The organism is Microcoleus sp. D2_18a_D3 (assembly GCF_036702455.1).
Taxonomy (GTDB): domain Bacteria; phylum Cyanobacteriota; class Cyanobacteriia; order Cyanobacteriales; family Microcoleaceae; genus Microcoleus.
The window spans coordinates 51835-69966 of the sequence record NZ_JAUBTK010000035.1 but is presented as its reverse complement, the minus strand read 5'-3'; the positions used below and the strand labels follow the sequence as shown (position 1 = coordinate 69966).

The following is an 18132-nucleotide window of genomic DNA, read 5'->3' as shown; positions in this document are numbered from 1 at the left end:
GTCAACAGTCAACAGTCAACAGTCAACAGTCAACAGTCAACAGTCAACAGTCAACAGTCAACAGTCAACAGTCAACAATTATTGAGGAGTGCAACCGCAAGTGATATGATTAACCGGATTTTATATTACTCGCTCGTCTCTCGATCCAAAATTTTAACATCTACGAATTTCAACTGCCAAGTTTAATTATTTTTAGGATGAATATGTTTCCTAAATTCCTCAATCGTTTGGCTACAAAAATTATCGGCAAAGTTCCATTACAAACGGTGCTCGTGGTTCCTTTTTTAGTGCTAATTGTCGGCACGGTAGGAGTTGTAGGTTGGCTATCTTTCCAAAACGGTCAGCGGGCAGTCAACGATGTTGCCGCTCAGTTGCGGGGAGAAATTAGCGATCGCATCAAAGACCGCATGGAACATTATATGTCAATTCCCCACATTGTCAATCACCTGAACGTTCAAGGCCTAAAAATGGGGCAGTTGAACCTAAAAGAAAAGCAAAAACTCGAACATCATTTTCTCGAACAAATTCAATATTTTGATTCTCTCAGCATCATTTACACAGGCCAAGAAAATGGAGAACATTCGGGAGCAATCCGCACTAAAGATGGGATTTTGCTCTCGGCTGCTGACAAATCTACTGGCAATAAATTAGCTCGATATACTGCGGACTCTCAGGGAAACCGCGTTCAATTAGTGCAAATTTCACCCAATATTTACGACCCGCGAACTCGCCCTTGGTACATAGCGGCGGCTGCGGCCAAAAAACCTATTTGGACTCCAATTTATACAGATTTTTTGACTGGTGAGCTGGCAATTACTGCTGCTTTGCCTATCTACGACGATGCTGGCAAATTGTTAGGAGTAGCTGGCAGCGATGTGCTGTTTTCCCGCATCAAAGAATTTCTCGTTAGCCTCAAAATTGGCCAATCAGGACAAACTTTTGTGATGGAGCGATCGGGGATGTTAATTGCTACTTCAACGGCGAGTCAAGAATTCGTCGTGGAAGGTAAAGAAACAAGACGCATTAAAGCTTCAGAAAGCGAGAATCCGGTAATTCGCCAAACTGCACAGCATCTAGATAAATCCTACGATAGCTTAGCTAAAATTAATAATTCTCAACAACTTAGTATTGATGTTGATGGCAAGCGAAATTTTATTCAGGTAGCTCCTTTTAAAGACGATCGAGGGTTGGATTGGCTGATTGTAGTAGTTGTACCAGAATCGGACTTTATGGAGCAAATTAACCTCAACACGCGCACGACTTTTTTACTGTCGCTTGCAGCTTTGATGGGGGCGACAATTCTGGGGATTCTTACTGCTAAATGGGTAGTTCAGCCGATTTTAAGATTGAATGCGGCGGCGAAAGCTTTGGCGCGGAATGAATGGGATACAAAGCTCACTCTGAATCGCAAAGATGAACTCGGAGAACTTGCCACTGCTTTTAACAGCATGGCCGAGCAATTGCAGCATTCATTTACTTCTCTGTCGGAAAGCGAAAACCGAGTCCAACAATTTTTCAATGCAGTACCACTAGGCATTTTTATTGTAGAGCCCAACGGTCAACCTCACTACATTAATCCTGCTGGAGAGCAACTTTTATCTCAAGGAATTGTACCCGCAGATTCCGAAAGTTTACGTCAATCCTACCGAGTTTATTTAGCTGGTACTCAGGAAATTTACCCGGCGGAACGCGATCCAATTTTAAATGCTTTGCAGGGTAAAAGTGTAACTGTTGATGACATTGAAATCTGCTCGACTGACAAAACTGTTCCCCTGCAAGTTTGGGGAACTCCTATTTATGACGCTCAAGGAAATATTATCTACGGGATGTGCGCTTTTCAAGATATTACAGAACGCAAATTAGCGGAGAAATTATTAAAGGAATACAACGACAATTTAGCAGTGCAAGTTGCAGAACGTACCGCCGAGCTTGCCAAGGCTAAAGAAAAGTTTTCTAAAGCTTTTCGTTTAAGTCCTAATGCGATTACCCTGACTAGAATTAGCGATGGCCGCCACATAGAAGCCAATGAGAGCTTTTGTCGGATGATGGGGTACAGTCACGAAGAAATTATTGGAAAAACAGCGGTTGAACTCAATTTCTGGGCGAGTTTGGGAGAGCGCGATCGCATGATTCAAATGTTAAAAAATAAGACGGCTATTCACAATTATGAGCTGAGGTTTCGCAATAAAAATGGTACAGAAAGAACGGCACTGCTGTCTATAGAAACCATCGATATTGACGGAGAAGCTTGTTTCTTGTCGATTTCTAGCGATATTACCGAGCGGCAAAAAGCAGAAACTGCCCTTCGGGAAGCAGAAGAAAAGTACCGCAACATTTATGAAAATGCTTTGAATGGAATTTTTCAAACTGCTATTGACGGGAAATATATCAGCGCTAACCCCGCTTTAGCTAGCATCTACGGTTACGACTCGCCTGCAGATTTAATAGCAGCACAGCCGAATTTCAATAACCAGCTTTACGTGAAACCCAACCGCCGCGAAGAATTTGCAGCGCTGATGAACGAGTACGGGATACTATCAAACTTTGAATCGGAAATTTACCGCAAAGATGGCAGCATAATCTGGATTTCGGAAAATTGTCGCGCTGCCTGCGATGAAGCAGGAAATCTACTTTACTACGAAGGTTTTATTAAAGACATTACTGATAACAAACAAGCGGAAATCAAACTGCAGCAGGCGAAAGAAGCGGCCGAAGCAGCAAACAAAGCGAAGAGTACGTTTCTCGCCAATATGAGCCACGAATTGCGATCGCCCCTGAACGCGGTCATCGGCTTTGCTCAAGTCATGATCCGCAGTAAAACTCTGTCTCCTGAAAATCAAGAAGATGTTGCAATTATCCTGCGGAGTGGAGAACATTTACTGGCTTTAATTAACCAAGTTTTAGACTTGTCAAAAATCGAAGCGGGACGCACGACTATTAATGAAAAAAGCTTCAATTTGTACCAGCTAATCGACGATTTAGAAGATATGTTTGCTCTCAAAGCTGAGCAAAAAGGTTTGCAATTAATCTTCGAGAGAGACGCCGAAGTTCCCCATTACATTTGTACTGATGAAGTTAAATTGCGCCAAGTTTTAATTAATTTGCTCAATAATGCAATTAAATTTACTTCAGAAGGGGGAGTGTCGATGCAAGTCAAAGGAGGAAAACGGAATATACATAAAAACAGCACTGACCAATTGCCGGGCCGCTACTGGCTGCATTTTGAAGTTCAAGATACTGGTGCAGGCATTGCTGCTGAGGAAGTCCATCAGTTGTTTGAAGCATTCGTGCAGACTAAAACAGGTAAAGATTCTCAGGAAGGAACGGGTTTAGGTTTAGCTATTAGCCGCCAGTTCGTGCAATTAATGGGAGGTGAAATTACTGTTAGCAGCGAGCTCGGAAAGGGTGCAGTATTTCAGTTTGACATCCAAGTTCATCTGGTTGAAGCTAGTGATATTGAAAGCAAAAAAACTCAACGTCGAGTTGTTGCCCTGGAACCGAATCAGCCGAGTTATCGCTTGCTAATTGTGGACGACAAACCTTTGAACCGCCAACTGTTAGTAAAACTTCTCAGTCCCCTCGGATTTGAGTTGAGAGAAGCGAATAACGGTAAAGAAGCGGTTGATATTTTTAGGGAGTGGGAACCGCATCTGATTTGGATGGACATGAGAATGCCTGTGATGGACGGCTATGAGGCAACGAAACAGATTAAAACTACAACTGGCGGGCAAGCAACGGCGATTGTGGCCCTAACTGCTAGCGTTTTGGAGGAAGAACGGGCGGTGATTCTTTCGGCGGGTTGCGATGATTTTATGCGGAAACCGTTCCGAGAGGAGGATATCTTTGTGGCAATGGGAAAACATTTAGGAGTACGCTATATTTATGAAGATCCAACCGCAGTAAGTGCAGCAGGTGTAGATGAGTCAAGTCTGGATGTGCTGACACCGGAGGCTTTCGCTTCTCTTTCTCCAGACTGGAGAGCCCAATTGAAGCAAAGTATTTTGAGTGTGGAGATGGAGGCGATCGCAAGTTCGATCGCACAAATCGGCACTGTCAATCCTTCTCTTGCGGGCAAGCTTCAAGATTGCATTAATAATTTTGAATATGACAGAATTTTGGACATAATCGAACTCAGCGACAAACAGTAAACACCCGATGACTTCAACTTTACCTAAAACCAATCGAGCTAATATTTTAGTAGTGGACGATACGCCAGAAAACTTGCGGCTGCTGGCAGGAATTTTGAGCGAAAAAGGCTATCAAGTTCGCCCCGTACCCAATGGCAAGCTAGCATTGTCTGCAGCTCAAAAAATACCCCCGGATCTAGTGCTGCTGGATATTATGATGCCGGAAATGGACGGCTATCAAGTTTGTCAGCAACTCAAAGCTTCTGAAATTACCAAAGACATTCCTGTAATTTTTATTAGTGCGATCAATGACGTGCTGGATAAAGTTAAAGCTTTTGCAGTTGGCGGAGTTGACTTTATTACTAAACCGTTTCAGGTTGAAGAAGTTTTAGCCCGGATAGAAACTCATTTAAAAATTTGTTCACTGCAACACACTTTGCAAGAAAAAAATCAAGATTTAGCAACGGCACTGCACCAACTGCAAACCACCCAAGAGCATTTGATTCAATCGGAAAAAATGGCAGCCCTGGGACAACTGATTGCCGGCATTGCCCACGAAATCAATACCCCCCTAGGCATTATAGGTTCCTCTATTAATAATATAGCTAATTTTTCTGACGATTTTTTAGAAAAATTTCCTGAAATTTATCGACAACTTTCTGACGAAAGCAAAGCTTATTTTTTAGCTTTACTGTACAGAGCTACCCATCAACAAATTATATTTACAAGTAGAGAAAAACGTAAATTTAAGCAGCAGTTGACGGGAGATTTGATGGCAGCATCTGTTGAAAACTCCGAGGAAATTGCGGATACTTTAGTTGACATGGAAATCTACGAAAACATAGAAGAGTTCTTGCCGCTTTTCAAATCGCCGGATTGGGAAGTTGTTTTAAATACTGCTTACCAGTTTGCGAGCTTTAAAAAAAGTATTAGCCTGATCCAAAGAGCGACAGCGAAATCGGGAAAAGTAGTATTTGCCTTAAAAACCTACGCTCATTTTGATAGCCAACCAGAAAAAGTCCCGGCGAACTTGCACGAGGGCATTGAAACAGTGTTAACCCTTTATCAAAATCAACTGAAACACGGTATAGAAGTAGTGAAAAATTATGGAGATTTACCCGAAATTATGTGCTATCCCGATGACTTAAATCAAGTTTGGACGAATCTCATTCATAATGCCTTGCAAGCAATGGATTATAAAGGTATTTTGACGATTGAAACTCGGCAGCAAGAGACCAATATTTTCCTCAAATTTACTGATAACGGCAAAGGTATCCCCTCAGAAGTTATTCCGAAAATTTTTCAGCCCTTTTTTACGACTAAATCTGCGGGCGAAGGTAGCGGTTTGGGATTGGATATTGTGAGAAAAATTGTGGAAAAGCACCAAGGCACAATTGCTGTAGATTCTGTACCGGGGCAGACAACTTTTACAGTCTCGCTGCCAATTTATTAAACAAAACTTACCTGTAGGGGCTGATTTTCGGTGACACTCGTCACTGTCTCGCTGACAAATACAAAATTTATTCCAAGAAACCGGGTTTATCTTCTCAAGTCCTATTAAAATAAGATAGGGGACAAATATCCTGCATCGTTGCCCGAAATCAATGGGAGCATCTCAATGAAAGCAGCAAAGCTCGAAATTGGAATTAGGAGTCAGGAGTCAGGAGCCAGGAGAAAAGAGTCAGAAGGAAGAAGAAAGAAGTGTTTTTGCAAATATGAGAGGCTCCCAAATCAATAACGTAAAAGGAAGTCATATCAATTCCGGTAACACTCATAGATGATGGGGAGTAGGGAGTGGGGAGTGGGGAGTGGGGAATGTGGAATTATTGACCTTGACTTTATGATTCCCATCCAACCGGAAACGAGATCATGTCGGTAAACATACTAACATTTAAGCAGAGAGGAAAAGATGAATAAGCCTATAATTCTTTGCGTAGACGATGAACCAGATATCTTGAATACTCTCAAGATGCAGCTAAAAAATGAATTTAAAAATGATTACTTTTATGAATTAGCTGAAAGTGGTGAGGAAGCTTTAGATTTACTTGAGGATTTTCCAGAAGAAGCTGAGGTGATTGTGGTTGTTTCTGATTGGCAGATGCCCGGAATTAAAGGTGACGAATTTTTAATTAAACTTCACCAAAAATATCCTAAAATTATTAAGGTGATGTTGACGGGCCAAGCGGATGCAGCGGCAGTTCAGCGGGCAGTAGAAGAAGCAGATTTATACTGTTGTTTGTACAAACCCTGGGAAAGCAAAGAGTTAATAGAGACTATAAAATCGGGGCTGGCTAAGTTATGAAAAAACCTGTGATTGTTTGTATTGATGATGAACCTGACGTTTTGAACAGTTTAAAGATTGAACTGAAAAAGGCGATCGGCGATCGGTGTATTATTGAAACTGCTGAAGGGGGGGCTGATGCTTTAGATTTGCTGGCAGATTTGCAGGCAGATGAATACGAGGTTGCTTTGGTGCTTTCCGATTATATCATGCCGGATATTAAAGGGGATGAACTGCTCAGAAGAATTCACGAAAGCTCGCCGGAGACGCTGACTATTATGCTAACGGGGCAAGCAGATTTGGAAGCTCTGAGCAATGCCATAAAGTATGCTAAATTGTACCGTTATATCCCTAAACCTTGGCAAAATGAAGACTTAAAATTAACTGTAGTAGAAGCTGTTCACAGTTATTTGCAAGATCAAAAGTTAACCGATGAAATTCATAAGCGCCTAGAAGTAAACGAGGAGTTAAAGCTAGTAAATGAGGCTTTGTCTGCGAGTGAAAGTCGCCTGAGTCAATTTTTAGAAGCTTTGCCAGTGGGGGTATCTGTTTATCATCCCGACGGCTCGATCGCCTATTTCAACCAGGCAGCGCGGGATTTGCTGGGTGCAGACACTATCCCGGAAAGCACTGCGGAACAATTAGCTGCCACTTATCAACTTTATGTTGCCAATACTGATGAGCTTTACCCGCCGGCTAATCTGCCAATCTTGCGGGCACTGAAAGGAGAATTTGTCAAGGTTGACGATGTAGAAATCCGTCAAGATAGCAAAAGAATTGCGATCGAGATCAATACCACGCCGATTTTTGACGCTAGTGGAAATATTGTTTATGCGATCGCAGCTTTTCAAGATATTAGCGATCGCAAACAAGCCGAAAAAATACTAGCAGATTACCACCACACCTTAGAAGCCCAAATTGACGAACGCACAGAACAACTGCAACAAGCCGCATTAGCTGCTGAAGCAGCAAACAAAGCTAAAAGCACGTTTCTGGCCAATATGAGCCACGAGTTACGCACCCCTCTCAATTCTATACTCGGCTTTGCACAAATCATGGAACCCAGCCCGGATCTTAGTGTCGAAAACCGAGAAAATATGAGAATTATTCGGCGTAGTGGCGAACACTTGCTAACCTTGATCAATGAAGTCTTAGACTTGTCAAAAATCGAAGCGGGGCGGATGACGCTCAACCCAAAAAACTTCGACCTCTACCGCTTGCTTGACGATTTGCAAGATATGTTTCAACTGCGGGTACACAATCAAGCATTGCAGTTGCTTTTCCAGCGCGATCCTGACGTTCCTCAGTACGTGCGAACCGATGATATTAAATTGCGGCAAGTGCTGATTAATCTTCTGAGCAATGCGATTAAGTTTACCCAAAGAGGGGAAATCATCTTAAGAGTTATAAAGTTAGAAAGATCGGGGTTTCTGGATTTATTAGAGAGTCCCACAGCTTGCTTTGATACCACAAGAAGTATTCGGGATTTTTCGAGGAATAGCAGTGATTTGGCCAAGGTTGCAGGGAGCGATGAGGCTGAGGATTCAACTCCGGTGCGGGATTTTTTCCTTCTATTTGAAATTGAAGATACAGGAGTTGGCATTGCTCCCGAAGAAATGGGCAATATTTTTAAGGCTTTTGTGCAAACAGCTTCCGGTCAAAAAATTCAGAAAGGCACGGGTTTAGGATTGAAGATCAGCCGTCAATTTGTCCGCCTGATGGGAGGAGAAATTGTCGTAGAAAGTCAACTGGAACTCGGCACAACTTTTAAATTTGAAATTCCAGTCGGTGCGGTTTATGCTGCTGATCTTCCCGATGGGCAACTTAACCGCGAAGTTACTGGGTTGGAACCCAATCAACCGTGCTACCGGATTTTAATTGTGGACGATCGCGAAGACAACCGCCAACTTTTAGTCAAAATGCTTTCTCCTTTAGGTTTCGGGCTGGAACAAGCCACCAACGGCCAGGAAGCAATAGAAATGTGGGAAAATTGGCATCCGCACTTAATTTTGATGGATGTGCGAATGCCAGTGATGGACGGCTACGAAGCTACTAAACAAATTAAGGCTAGAATCAAGCAGAGAGAGCAAGAGCAGCAAGGAAACGGGGAAATGAATATTTCCCATCCCGACTCCCCGATTCCGAAGATTATTGCTTTAACAGCTAGTACAATTGAAGGGAGGCAAGCGTTTGCTTTATTGGTGGGGTGCGACGATTTTATTAGCAAACCTTTCCGCAAAACAGATATATTTGATACCCTCACCAAACATTTGGGGGTGAAGTATCTCTACTCTAACTCAACCGACTCGATCTCAATAGGCGATCGAAATAATTTATCGCGATCGGTTCCTAATGCTGCGCTTGCTTATTTACCTACACTTCCTGCTGAATGGATAGACAACATGAAGCAGGTAATCCTCAGTGCTGATTTTGACTTAATTGTCATGACAATCGACGAAATAAGGGAGCCTCATCCTGAATTTGCGGACATCCTCCAGGGTCATCTCGATAATTTTGATTACCAGAAAATTCTCAATTTAATGGCCGAGGCGGAGGCATCAGATAATGCAGATGAAGGCGGAACAAACTGAAAACTATCAAGCAAATATTTTAGTAGTTGACGATACGCCAGATAATCTGCGTTTGTTGATTAGAATTTTGCAAAAAAATGGCTATAAAGTTCGACCGGTTACTAATGGTTTTTCTGCCTTAGATGCTATTCAATCTAGCGCGCCAGATTTGATTTTACTCGATATTATGATGCCGGATATTGACGGCTACGAACTCTGTCAAAAACTGAAATCCAAACCGCAATTTAGGGAAATTCCCATCATTTTTCTCAGCGCGCTAGAAGAAGGAATAAATAAAGCAAAAGCTTTTGAAGTTGGCGGAGCCGATTATATCACAAAACCTTTTCAGGTGAAAGAAGTATTGGCGCGAGTGAGCAATCAACTTACTCTGCGTTCATTGCAAATACAATTGCAAGAAAAAAATCAAAAGTTGACCGCTCAAAATAGCCAGTTGCACCAGGAAATCGCTGAACGCCACCAGGTAGAAATGGAAACAAGATTGCTGCTGCAGGCCACTCAAGCTATTAGCAAATCTGAGGATTTTGACTCTGCTATAGATGTGATTTTAAGTTTAATTTGCAAAACTATTGAATGGAACCTAGGCGAAGCTTGGATTCCTTGCAGTGAGGGCTTTTTAAAATGCGCTACAGGTAGGTACGTCAGTGACTTGAGTTTTGCCCAATTCCGACAAACAAGTTGGCAGTTAACTTTTGCTCCCGGTGTGGGACTCCCTGGGAGGATTTGGCAGTCGCAGCAGTCTGAATGGATCGAGGATGTTTCTACTGCACCGGATCAAGTTTTTTTGCGCTCGGAAATTGCGGTGAATGTGGGATTGAAAGCGGCTTTTGGCTTGCCAATTTTGGCGGACAACCAAGTGTTAGCTATTTTGATTTTTTATCGCGAAAAAGTTCTGAAATGTCAGCCCCGCTTGTTGGAATTAGTGAGCGCGGTTGCTACGCAGCTCGGTTCGCTTATTCAGCGCAAACAAGCTGAGGCAGCCCTGAAATTGCAGCAAGAGCAAACAGAGAAATTGCTGCTGAATATTTTACCGAAACCTATTGCCGATCGCTTGCAAAAAGAGCAAAAGTTGATAGCGGATCATTTTGATGAGGTGAGCGTCTTGTTTGCTGATTTGGTGGGCTTTACAGAGTTTTCTGCTCACCAAAGTCCGACGCAGTTGGTAGAAATTTTGAACGGGATTTTCTCGGAGTTCGATAGGTTGTCAGAGTTGCACGGGTTGGAAAAGATTAAGACGATTGGGGATGCTTACATGGTGGTTGGGGGTTTGCCGACGCCGCGGGTGGATCACTCCTCGGCGATCGCACTTTTAGCTTTGGAGATGCAGGCAGCTTTGAGGAGGTTTAATGCCAAAATGGGAGAAAATTTTCAATTGAGGCTCGGAATTCACAGCGGTTCGGTGGTGGCGGGAATTATTGGGATTAGTAAATTTAGCTATGATTTGTGGGGGGATACTGTTAATGTTGCTTCACGCATGGAGTCTAACGGATTGCCTGGTAAAATTCAAGTGACGGCGGCGACTTACGAGCGTTTGAAAGATCAGTTTGTTTTGGAAGAACGGGGTCATATCCCGATAAAAGGTAAAGGAAGAATGCTGACTTACTGGTTAATTGAAGAAAAAAGTAAATCTTTGTGATTTTTAGATGTCAATTTCAATTAATATTTAAATTAGATTTAATTTGCACTTTCAGGAGGGCTAATCCTTTGCAAACAGTTGAAACAAAATCGCCGACAGCATTGAAAAAAGTCCTGGTTATTTTAATATCACTGCTAGCAGTAGCGGTACTGTCGATCGCTACTTTTATCGCTATACCAGGAGAAAAAACCATGTTTGCTGGAAAAAGACCTGCCAATATCGGCATTGTGTCAGGAAAACTCGCAGCGTGCCCGAGTTCCCCCAACTGCGTCAGCAGCTTCAGTCAAGATGCCGAACACAAAATTGAGCCTTTGGCATACACTTCGTCCCAGAGTGAAGCGATGGCAAAGCTCCAAGGGGCGATCGACTCCTATGGAAAAACTAAAATTATCACGGCAACTGATAATTACCTCTATGCGGAGTTCACCAGTGCTTTGATGGGGTTTGTTGATGACGTTGAATTTTTGGTAGATGATGGAGCAAAAGTCATCCATGTGCGATCGGCTTCGCGTCTGGGAGAGTCGGATTTGGGGGTTAACCGCAGTCGGATAGAAGCTATCAGAACTCAATTCAATCAACTCTGAACTTAAAATTTCTAGCTTTCCGGAAGCCCCTCTCCTGCAAGATGAGGGGCTTTGATATTTGGGTATTACTATGTAATGTTGATTTTTCACCACCTACTTAACAATTATTAACAGTAGGCACACCGCAAAGGAAAAGGAGTATCCAGCAGGGGGAGTAGGACACGGCATTGCTGTGTCCCTACGGTTGGCTTTGAGTTTTAATACTTGTTATAAGATTGACGATTGTAGGGTTTTACAATATTTAAAATAGCTGAGGGCGCTAGCACAGAAAAAGAGATGCCGTAGTATTCCTATAGTATTAAACACCCTAAATTCTACACTTCTGACTTTAGGGAGAGGGAACTGAACGAATTAATTTCTACTATTAATTTAAGTAGAGCAAAGAGGAAAAAACACATGGCCCTTCAAAAATTAGCAGAATTTTATCCGAATTATCAGGAAGAAATCTTTGCGGGAGACGACATCAAGGGATTTGATGTTTATGCTGGCGACTCTGATGAAAAAGTAGGCACCGTTTATGACGCTTTGGTTGATGACACTGGCCGTTTCCGCTATCTGGTAATTGATACCGGTATTTGGATTTTTGGCAAAAAAGTATTGTTGCCAATCGGTTCGGCTCGCTTCGACTACGGAGCCCATCGGGTCTACGCAACAGGCCTTCGCAGCAAAGCTCAAGCAGAACAATTGCCGGCTTACAATGATTTAGAATCAGTAGATTACGATCGCGAAGAACAGGTAAGAGGCGTCTACCGCAATCAAGGAACTGCCGCTGCCAGCACTGCAACTCCTGCTAGCTACGATCGCGGCAGCTACAGCTACGATATCGATCGCCCCCTCTACGAAACCAACGAACAGCAGCACCAAAATCTCAAGCTTTATGAAGAACGCTTGATTGCCAACAAACACCGCGCAAAAACAGGCGAAGTAGCAGTTGGCAAGCGCGTGGAAACTGAAACAGCGCGAGCTTCAGTACCCATTGAAAAAGAACGAGTCGTAATCGATCGAGTAACCCCGGTAGAAGCGGGTCGAGTAGTTTCAGTCGGTGAGGCTGACTTCCAATCAGGGGAAGTTGCACGCATGGAAGTCTACGAAGAAACGGCCGACATTCACAAGGAAGCTTTCGTCCGGGAAGAAGTCAACGTCAGAAAAGAAGTTGTTCGCACCACCGTTGAGGGCGAAGAAACCTTGCGTCGTGAAGAATTAGACGTTAAGACTGATGGAACTGCGGTTGTAGATAATAAAAATCCAAAGATCTAAACCAACCGCAACAGGTATTGCATAGGAATTGCGCCTTAATGACATAATTCTGTCACCGCGCAGGTTTGATTGAATTGGTAGCGATCGCGCAATTCCTATGTGAGGGGCGGGGGGGGGTACAAAACTTGTCTAGTTTTGGCAACGTTTATGAACTTTCCCCGCCTTTACCAATTTCCCCTTACCAATTCATAATAAAAATCCCTAAGCAGGAAAGTTTAAAAAATGAACGGTCAAGCATCAGCAGAAAAGATAGCAACTGCCAAATCAATAACCCGTCTCAACCGGGTGCCTGAAAAAGTCAGAACTAAGCTAAAAAGTTTTACCGTAAAAGACAACCAAGGTCACTTAGTAGGCAAAGTTAAAGATGTCTATTTTGATGCTAACGGTCAGTTAAACTTTGTGGTGGCAGGGCTAGGCAGCGAAAATCCCCGCATTTTTTTATTAAGTGTTACGCTGCTAAAAAAAGTCGATTATCACCAAAAAGCGCTGTTTGTAACTATTAATTCTGAGCACCTCGATCTGCTCCCGGTAGCTTCGGCAAATGGCGGGCATCCGTATTTAGAAAATGCCTCTGAACCGGATAGTGAATTTAGCAACAGTGAGTCAACAAATCCCTCAAAAGTTATGTCAAATCTAACAGATGCCGATCTCACAAATGCAGATTTCGAGACAGATCAGGATGAGGAAAACTTCGATATTGTCGATCAAGAAGTAATTCGCCTGCTAGAAGAACGATTGGTGATCAATCGCAGCAAGCGCAAAGTCGGCGAAGTCATAGTGCGTAAAGAAATTGAAACTCGGATGGTACAAGTACCCATCCAATGGGAAAAGCTGATTGTCGAACAAGTCGGCGACGATCCGAAGGTGTTGGCAGAAATAGATTTAGGCCAGGGAAACATCACCGGTATAGATTTGACGGAGATTAAGACCGATCGCCAAGAACCGACTGTTAAGGCTGAATTTACCTCTGTGCAGAAAGCGAGCAAAATCTTAAATTCGATCGCCTCTCAACCCCGTCACGGTTGCGTGAAAGTCCGCCTAGAACTCGTTCTGGAAGACAAGCAACTTGAGGATACTTACCAAAAATGGATGACGGAACACAACTCAGAGAGTTAAATCTAACAGCGGGCTGTGGCGAGTCGTGCTGGGGAGAAAGTTCACCGCCATCTACTAAGATCAGGTTCGGTAAATTAACCGTAATTTTGGTAGGGGCGGGTTCACCAATATCTATAATATAAGCCGGAGATGCGTAAACCTGCCCCTACCGGGATATTGAAATTTTTAGCGATCGACCTCTAGACAAAATTGTACCGACTTGCGGTAAAATTGTGGTGGTCAAATTTAAAAGTATTTGAAAATGCCCAGCACAATCTCCGACATTAAAGTAAAAACGATCGCAGGCGAAGACAAGCAACTAGGAGAGTACGCTGGCCAGGTACTCTTGATAGTTAATGTAGCTTCCAAATGTGGCTATACACCTCAATACAAAGGACTCGAAGAATTAAGCCAGAAGTACAGCGCGGCTGGACTCCGTGTTTTAGGATTTCCCTGCAACGACTTCGGAGGCCAAGAACCCGGAAGTAATCCCGAAATCGTCAATTTCTGTACTACAAAATACGGCGTCACCTTTGAATTATTTGACAAAGTACGCGCTAAAGGCACTCAGCAGCACCCGCTATACGCTAAGCTTACGAGTGCAGTCGAGCCCCAGGGTGAGGTTGCGTGGAATTTTGAGAAATTCTTAGTTAGCAAACAGGGTGAAGTGGTGGCTAGATTCCGCAGCAGTGTGGGGCCCGATTCGCCCGAACTAATCGCTGCTATCGATCGAGAATTGGCCAAATAAAAAGTTCGGCAACTAAGCAGTGTACAGGATTTAACGGATGGAGGTTTAAGGAAGAGGGAAGAAATTAATAGGCTTTTTTTATAATAAGTGGAAAGCTATTTTTTTTCTGCTCTTCCCCATTGTTTGCAAGCACTCAACCCTGAACAAATACCGATGATTGTATTTAATTGGAGAACGGTTTAATTTAATGGAAAATACATCGGGATTAGATTTAGTGGTAGGTTTACTTGCCTTCGCAATTCTGGCAGGTGGTCTGGCCATGCTATTTGTAGGCATGGCATCGTTTCCTAAAGAAAAATAACAATACTAGGACTTACTCACAATTGTTGAGAAACCGGGTTTTTTTACGAAAAGACACGTTGTAGACCGCACCCAAGGTAAAAAACCCGGTTTCGGGGCCCCGATGAAGTCCTGACTACCAACTTAAAATGCTTATTTTACAGGACACCATCTGAATAAATCAAACTGCTTTTAATTTGAACATTCGCAATTGACAATCATGCAAACTACCGAAAACAACGTCACAATTGCCCTCGCGCCTGGGAATTTGCGCCGCGTTCACCATATCGCTTTAAACGTGCGCGATATGACAGCTTCCCGCCACTTCTACGGTACAATTCTCGGCCTGCACGAACTAACAGGTGCAGAAATTCCCGCAACTTTAACAGAAATGGTAGCCGCTGGTAAAGTCGCTAATTTCGTTACCCCAGACGGTACTGTTATTGACTTATTTTGGCAGCCAGACTTGGAACCGCCAAACCCAGACCCGGAGAAAGCTTTTACCCGCGCCAACCACTTAGCCTTCGATATCGAGCCGGATTTGTTCGATCGCGCTCTGGAAGTGCTAAAGTCAAATCAAATTGCGATCGATAGCGGCCCCGTCACTCGCGCTACAGGACGCGGCATTTACTTTTACGATCCTGATGGATTTATCATCGAAATCCGTTGTGATGCCGTTTAAACACTCGCTATCGGGTTCTCCGTAGTCCGTGTGCACCCTACATTTACTCTTTTGAGCGCGGCGATCCGTAAACCTCCTATAGCAATCCTAAATCATTTGTAAAAATATGTAGGGGTAGTGCCCCCGTGCCTACCCCAGTCAAGGCGGGGCAACCACGGGGGGTTTGCCCCTACAAGAATTACACGAATCATTTAGGAGTGCTATACCTTTAGAGTTGTTTTATTTTCCGTCTTTGCTAATAGATTGCTTCGGCCAAGTAAACCGAAAAGTGGCTCCCTCACCTTCAGCAGATTCTAGGGAAATACTGCCCCCTTGACCTTCCACAATTTTTTTCACCAGCGACAAACCAATCCCAGTATTTTCAACTTTATCGCGAGCTTCCAAGGTCTGAAAAATTACAAAAACTTTATCGTGATATTGAGGAGCAATCCCCGGCCCGTCATCCTCTACAGAAAACTCGTAAAAATCATCTAACTCTTTAACCGAGATTTTTACGTGACCCGATTCAGCTCGGTTGTGCTTAATTGCGTTGCTAATTAAATTAGAAAAAACCTGCTGCAACAGCAATCTTTCGGTCACAAAATTTGGCATTCCCGGTTCAACTTTCACCTCAAATCCCGACGGCGGCGCCAACGAATCAATAATTTCTGCTAATAACTTCTCAACTTTTACCATTTCTGAAGGCACTTCAATGCGTCCGACGCGGGAATATTGCAGCAGTCCCTCAATCAAAGCTTCCATCCTGTGAACTCTGCCGCGTAGCAGGTTCATTTGGTGCAGAGTATCCTCTGTCATTGACTCGCTGAGGTCTTCTTCTATCCAACTGCTGAGATTTGCGATCGCCCTGAGCGGCGCTTTCAAATCGTGAGAAACTACATAAGCAAACTGGTCTAATTCTTGATTCCGCTTTTTCAAAACATTCGTCGTTTGAGCCAGATTTTGCGCCGTCAACCTCAATTCTTGAGCGCGCAACCGCAGCGATTCCTCAGCTTGTTTGCGTTCCCTAATATCTTCTACCACACTCATCAGAAATTGAGTGCCATTTTGTTCTCGCAGGAGCGAAACCGTCAAGTTTGCCCACACCAACTCTCCGTCTTTGCGGATGTAGCGCTTTTCCAGAGAGAAATTTTCAATTTCTGCTGCTAACAATTGGCGCAAAAGTTCCAGTTCGCTTGCCAAATCTGCTGGCAAAGTAATATCCTGAAATCTTTTCTCCACCAATTCTTGCCGGCTGTAGCCCAAAATTTCGCAAAGTTTTTGATTGACTAACAGAAACTTGCCTTCCACAGTCGCTTGAACCATGCCGACTGCCGCCTGCTCAAAAGTAGCGCGAAACCGCTGCGCGCTTTGGGCTAAAGCAATTTCTGAGCGTTTGCGATCGCTAATATCGTTGCTGATTTCCAAAATAGCAACCGGTTGATCTTGATCGTCGTACTGCAAAGTCCACCGGCTGGCCACTGTTATTTTTGTGCCGTCTTTCTTGGTTCGCACCAGTTCTCCTTGCCAAGAACCCTTCTCGAAAAATACTTTTTGAATTACCTCAAAAGGTTGGGCCCACTCTGTTTGTAAAAGCTTGTGAATATTTTTTCCTATTGCTTGCGATTTGCGCCACCCGTAGAGCCACTTTGCCCCCAAATTCCAATAAGAAATTGCCCCATTCAAGTCTAGTACCGCGATCGTATCATTTGCCAAATCCAGCATTTGCGCTTGCTTTCGCAGAGTTTCCTCGGCTTTTTTCCGTCCTCTGGCATCGCGGCAAATCGCAATAAACAAGTGTTGATTTGCCAGACGCATTTCGCTGACAGACAACTCCATCGGAAACTTCGTTCCGTCGTGTCGAATTCCAACTGTTTCTTGCTGGTAAGTCTTCAGCGTAGTATCGGGATGTAACACAAAATATTCGATCGAATAATCCCCCACACTGCTGTGCGGCAGCGGTTGAGCGATCAGCCGCCGCAGGTTAGATCCCCTTATTCGATGCGCTTTCTCGCCAAAAATCTTTTCGGCTGCCCTATTAAAAGACTCAATATTTCCCTGTGCGTCCAAAGTAATAATACCGTCAGCCGCATTGTCTACCACAGCTTGAATGCGACTTTTACTTTCTTCCAAGCCAGCTTCCCGCTTCCTCAATTCCTTCTCTAAACTATCAAATAAATACCAGGAAGCCCCTGCACCCAAACAGCCGGAAAGCAAACCCGCAACTTGCACAAAATTAATGAAATCTACCAACTCCCCTAGTTGCCGATCTACACTTTTCTGGTAAGCTGCGCCGGCCTCAGAAAAAGCATTAATTTGTGTACGCAGCTTATCCATGTTCAATTTGCCTTGAGCAAACACCTGAATTCTTTCCGGCGACTGCATCCTTCTTGGCGAACTGTCGAGCTTATTCAAAGTGTTTTGCAAGAAATTTATATGCTGTTCGGTACTTTTTTTTATAGCTTCAAATCGCTGAGCTTGCAGTTTGTTTTCTTGAACCATAACCTTGAGTTTAGCCAGCAGCGGAGGCAAACTCTTCTTTGCTTCTAAGTAGGGTAATAGAAATTCGCGGCGCTGCGTCAACCCATAACCCCTAATGCTCGTTTCCGCATCCACCACCAGGCTGATCAACCGGTTAGTTTCCTGAAGTATTGCCTTATTAGTATCTGCTCGCTTTCTTATCTGTATGGCACTATCCCGGAGGCCGGCAATTGCTAGCAGCGAAGCAAACAGAAAAACCAGGGGGATAGCAATGATGACTGTTCCCTGCTGGCGAATTGGTCGGTCTGTCCATACTAAGTGGAGGCAGCGATCGAGCAAATACTTCACGAATATTGAAGGAGAAACTTTGCTGCCAGTATATCGCTTTTTGACAGTTT

Annotated in this window: 11 protein-coding genes; 10 read left to right on the top strand and 1 reads right to left on the bottom strand. The window is 43.7% G+C overall.

From position 1 onward, the window contains the following. Positions 1-203 precede the first annotated feature (203 nt). The 10 genes from QUB06_RS17475 to QUB06_RS17430 all read left to right on the top strand — a co-directional run bounded on the left by QUB06_RS17475 (position 204) and on the right by QUB06_RS17430 (position 15277). Entirely contained in the window at positions 204-4148 is a 3945-nt protein-coding gene (locus tag QUB06_RS17475) for a PAS domain S-box protein (protein WP_445251393.1), read from the top strand. Positions 4149-4155: 7 nt separating this feature from the next. Beyond that, positions 4156-5580, top strand: coding sequence for a response regulator (locus QUB06_RS17470; RefSeq protein WP_333436338.1), 1425 nt, complete (start codon positions 4156-4158; stop codon positions 5578-5580). A 456-nt stretch (positions 5581-6036) separates the two neighbouring features. Beyond that, a complete protein-coding gene (locus QUB06_RS17465) occupies positions 6037-6429 on the top strand; it encodes a response regulator (RefSeq protein WP_333436337.1) in 393 nt (130 codons plus the stop codon). Beyond that, on the top strand, positions 6426-8999 hold the full coding sequence (locus QUB06_RS17460) for a response regulator (protein WP_333436336.1): 2574 nt from the start codon (positions 6426-6428) through the stop codon (positions 8997-8999). The genes QUB06_RS17465 and QUB06_RS17460 overlap by 4 nt, the downstream gene beginning before the upstream one ends. Continuing rightward, entirely contained in the window at positions 8974-10632 is a 1659-nt protein-coding gene (locus tag QUB06_RS17455; protein ID WP_333436335.1) for an adenylate/guanylate cyclase domain-containing protein, read from the top strand. Before QUB06_RS17460 ends, QUB06_RS17455 begins: the two co-directional genes overlap by 26 nt. A gap of 68 nt (positions 10633-10700) precedes the next feature. Further along, a complete protein-coding gene (locus QUB06_RS17450; protein ID WP_333436334.1) occupies positions 10701-11216 on the top strand; it encodes a DUF1499 domain-containing protein in 516 nt (171 codons plus the stop codon). Between the two features lie 396 nt (positions 11217-11612). Beyond that, positions 11613-12473 (top strand): DUF2382 domain-containing protein, encoded by an 861-nt coding sequence (locus tag QUB06_RS17445; RefSeq protein WP_333436333.1) that lies wholly within the window; start codon positions 11613-11615, stop codon positions 12471-12473. 222 nt (positions 12474-12695) lie between these two features. Then, positions 12696-13589, top strand: a complete 894-nt coding sequence (locus QUB06_RS17440) for a DUF2382 domain-containing protein (RefSeq protein ID WP_333436332.1) — start codon at positions 12696-12698, stop codon at positions 13587-13589. Positions 13590-13830: 241 nt separating this feature from the next. Beyond that, positions 13831-14316 carry a glutathione peroxidase gene (locus QUB06_RS17435; protein WP_333436331.1) on the top strand — a complete coding sequence of 162 codons (486 nt, stop codon included), beginning with the start codon at positions 13831-13833 and terminating at the stop codon, positions 14314-14316. Positions 14317-14815: 499 nt separating this feature from the next. Beyond that, the gene (locus QUB06_RS17430) at positions 14816-15277 is read left to right on the top strand and encodes a VOC family protein (RefSeq protein WP_333436330.1); all 462 of its coding nucleotides are present in this window, start codon (positions 14816-14818) and stop codon (positions 15275-15277) included. Positions 15278-15496: 219 nt separating this feature from the next. Here the strand turns inward: QUB06_RS17430 and QUB06_RS17425 are convergent, their stop codons facing one another. Next, complete coding sequence (locus QUB06_RS17425) at positions 15497-18082, bottom strand: PAS domain S-box protein (protein WP_333436329.1); 2586 nt, start codon at positions 18080-18082, stop codon at positions 15497-15499. Positions 18083-18132: the final 50 nt, after the last annotated feature.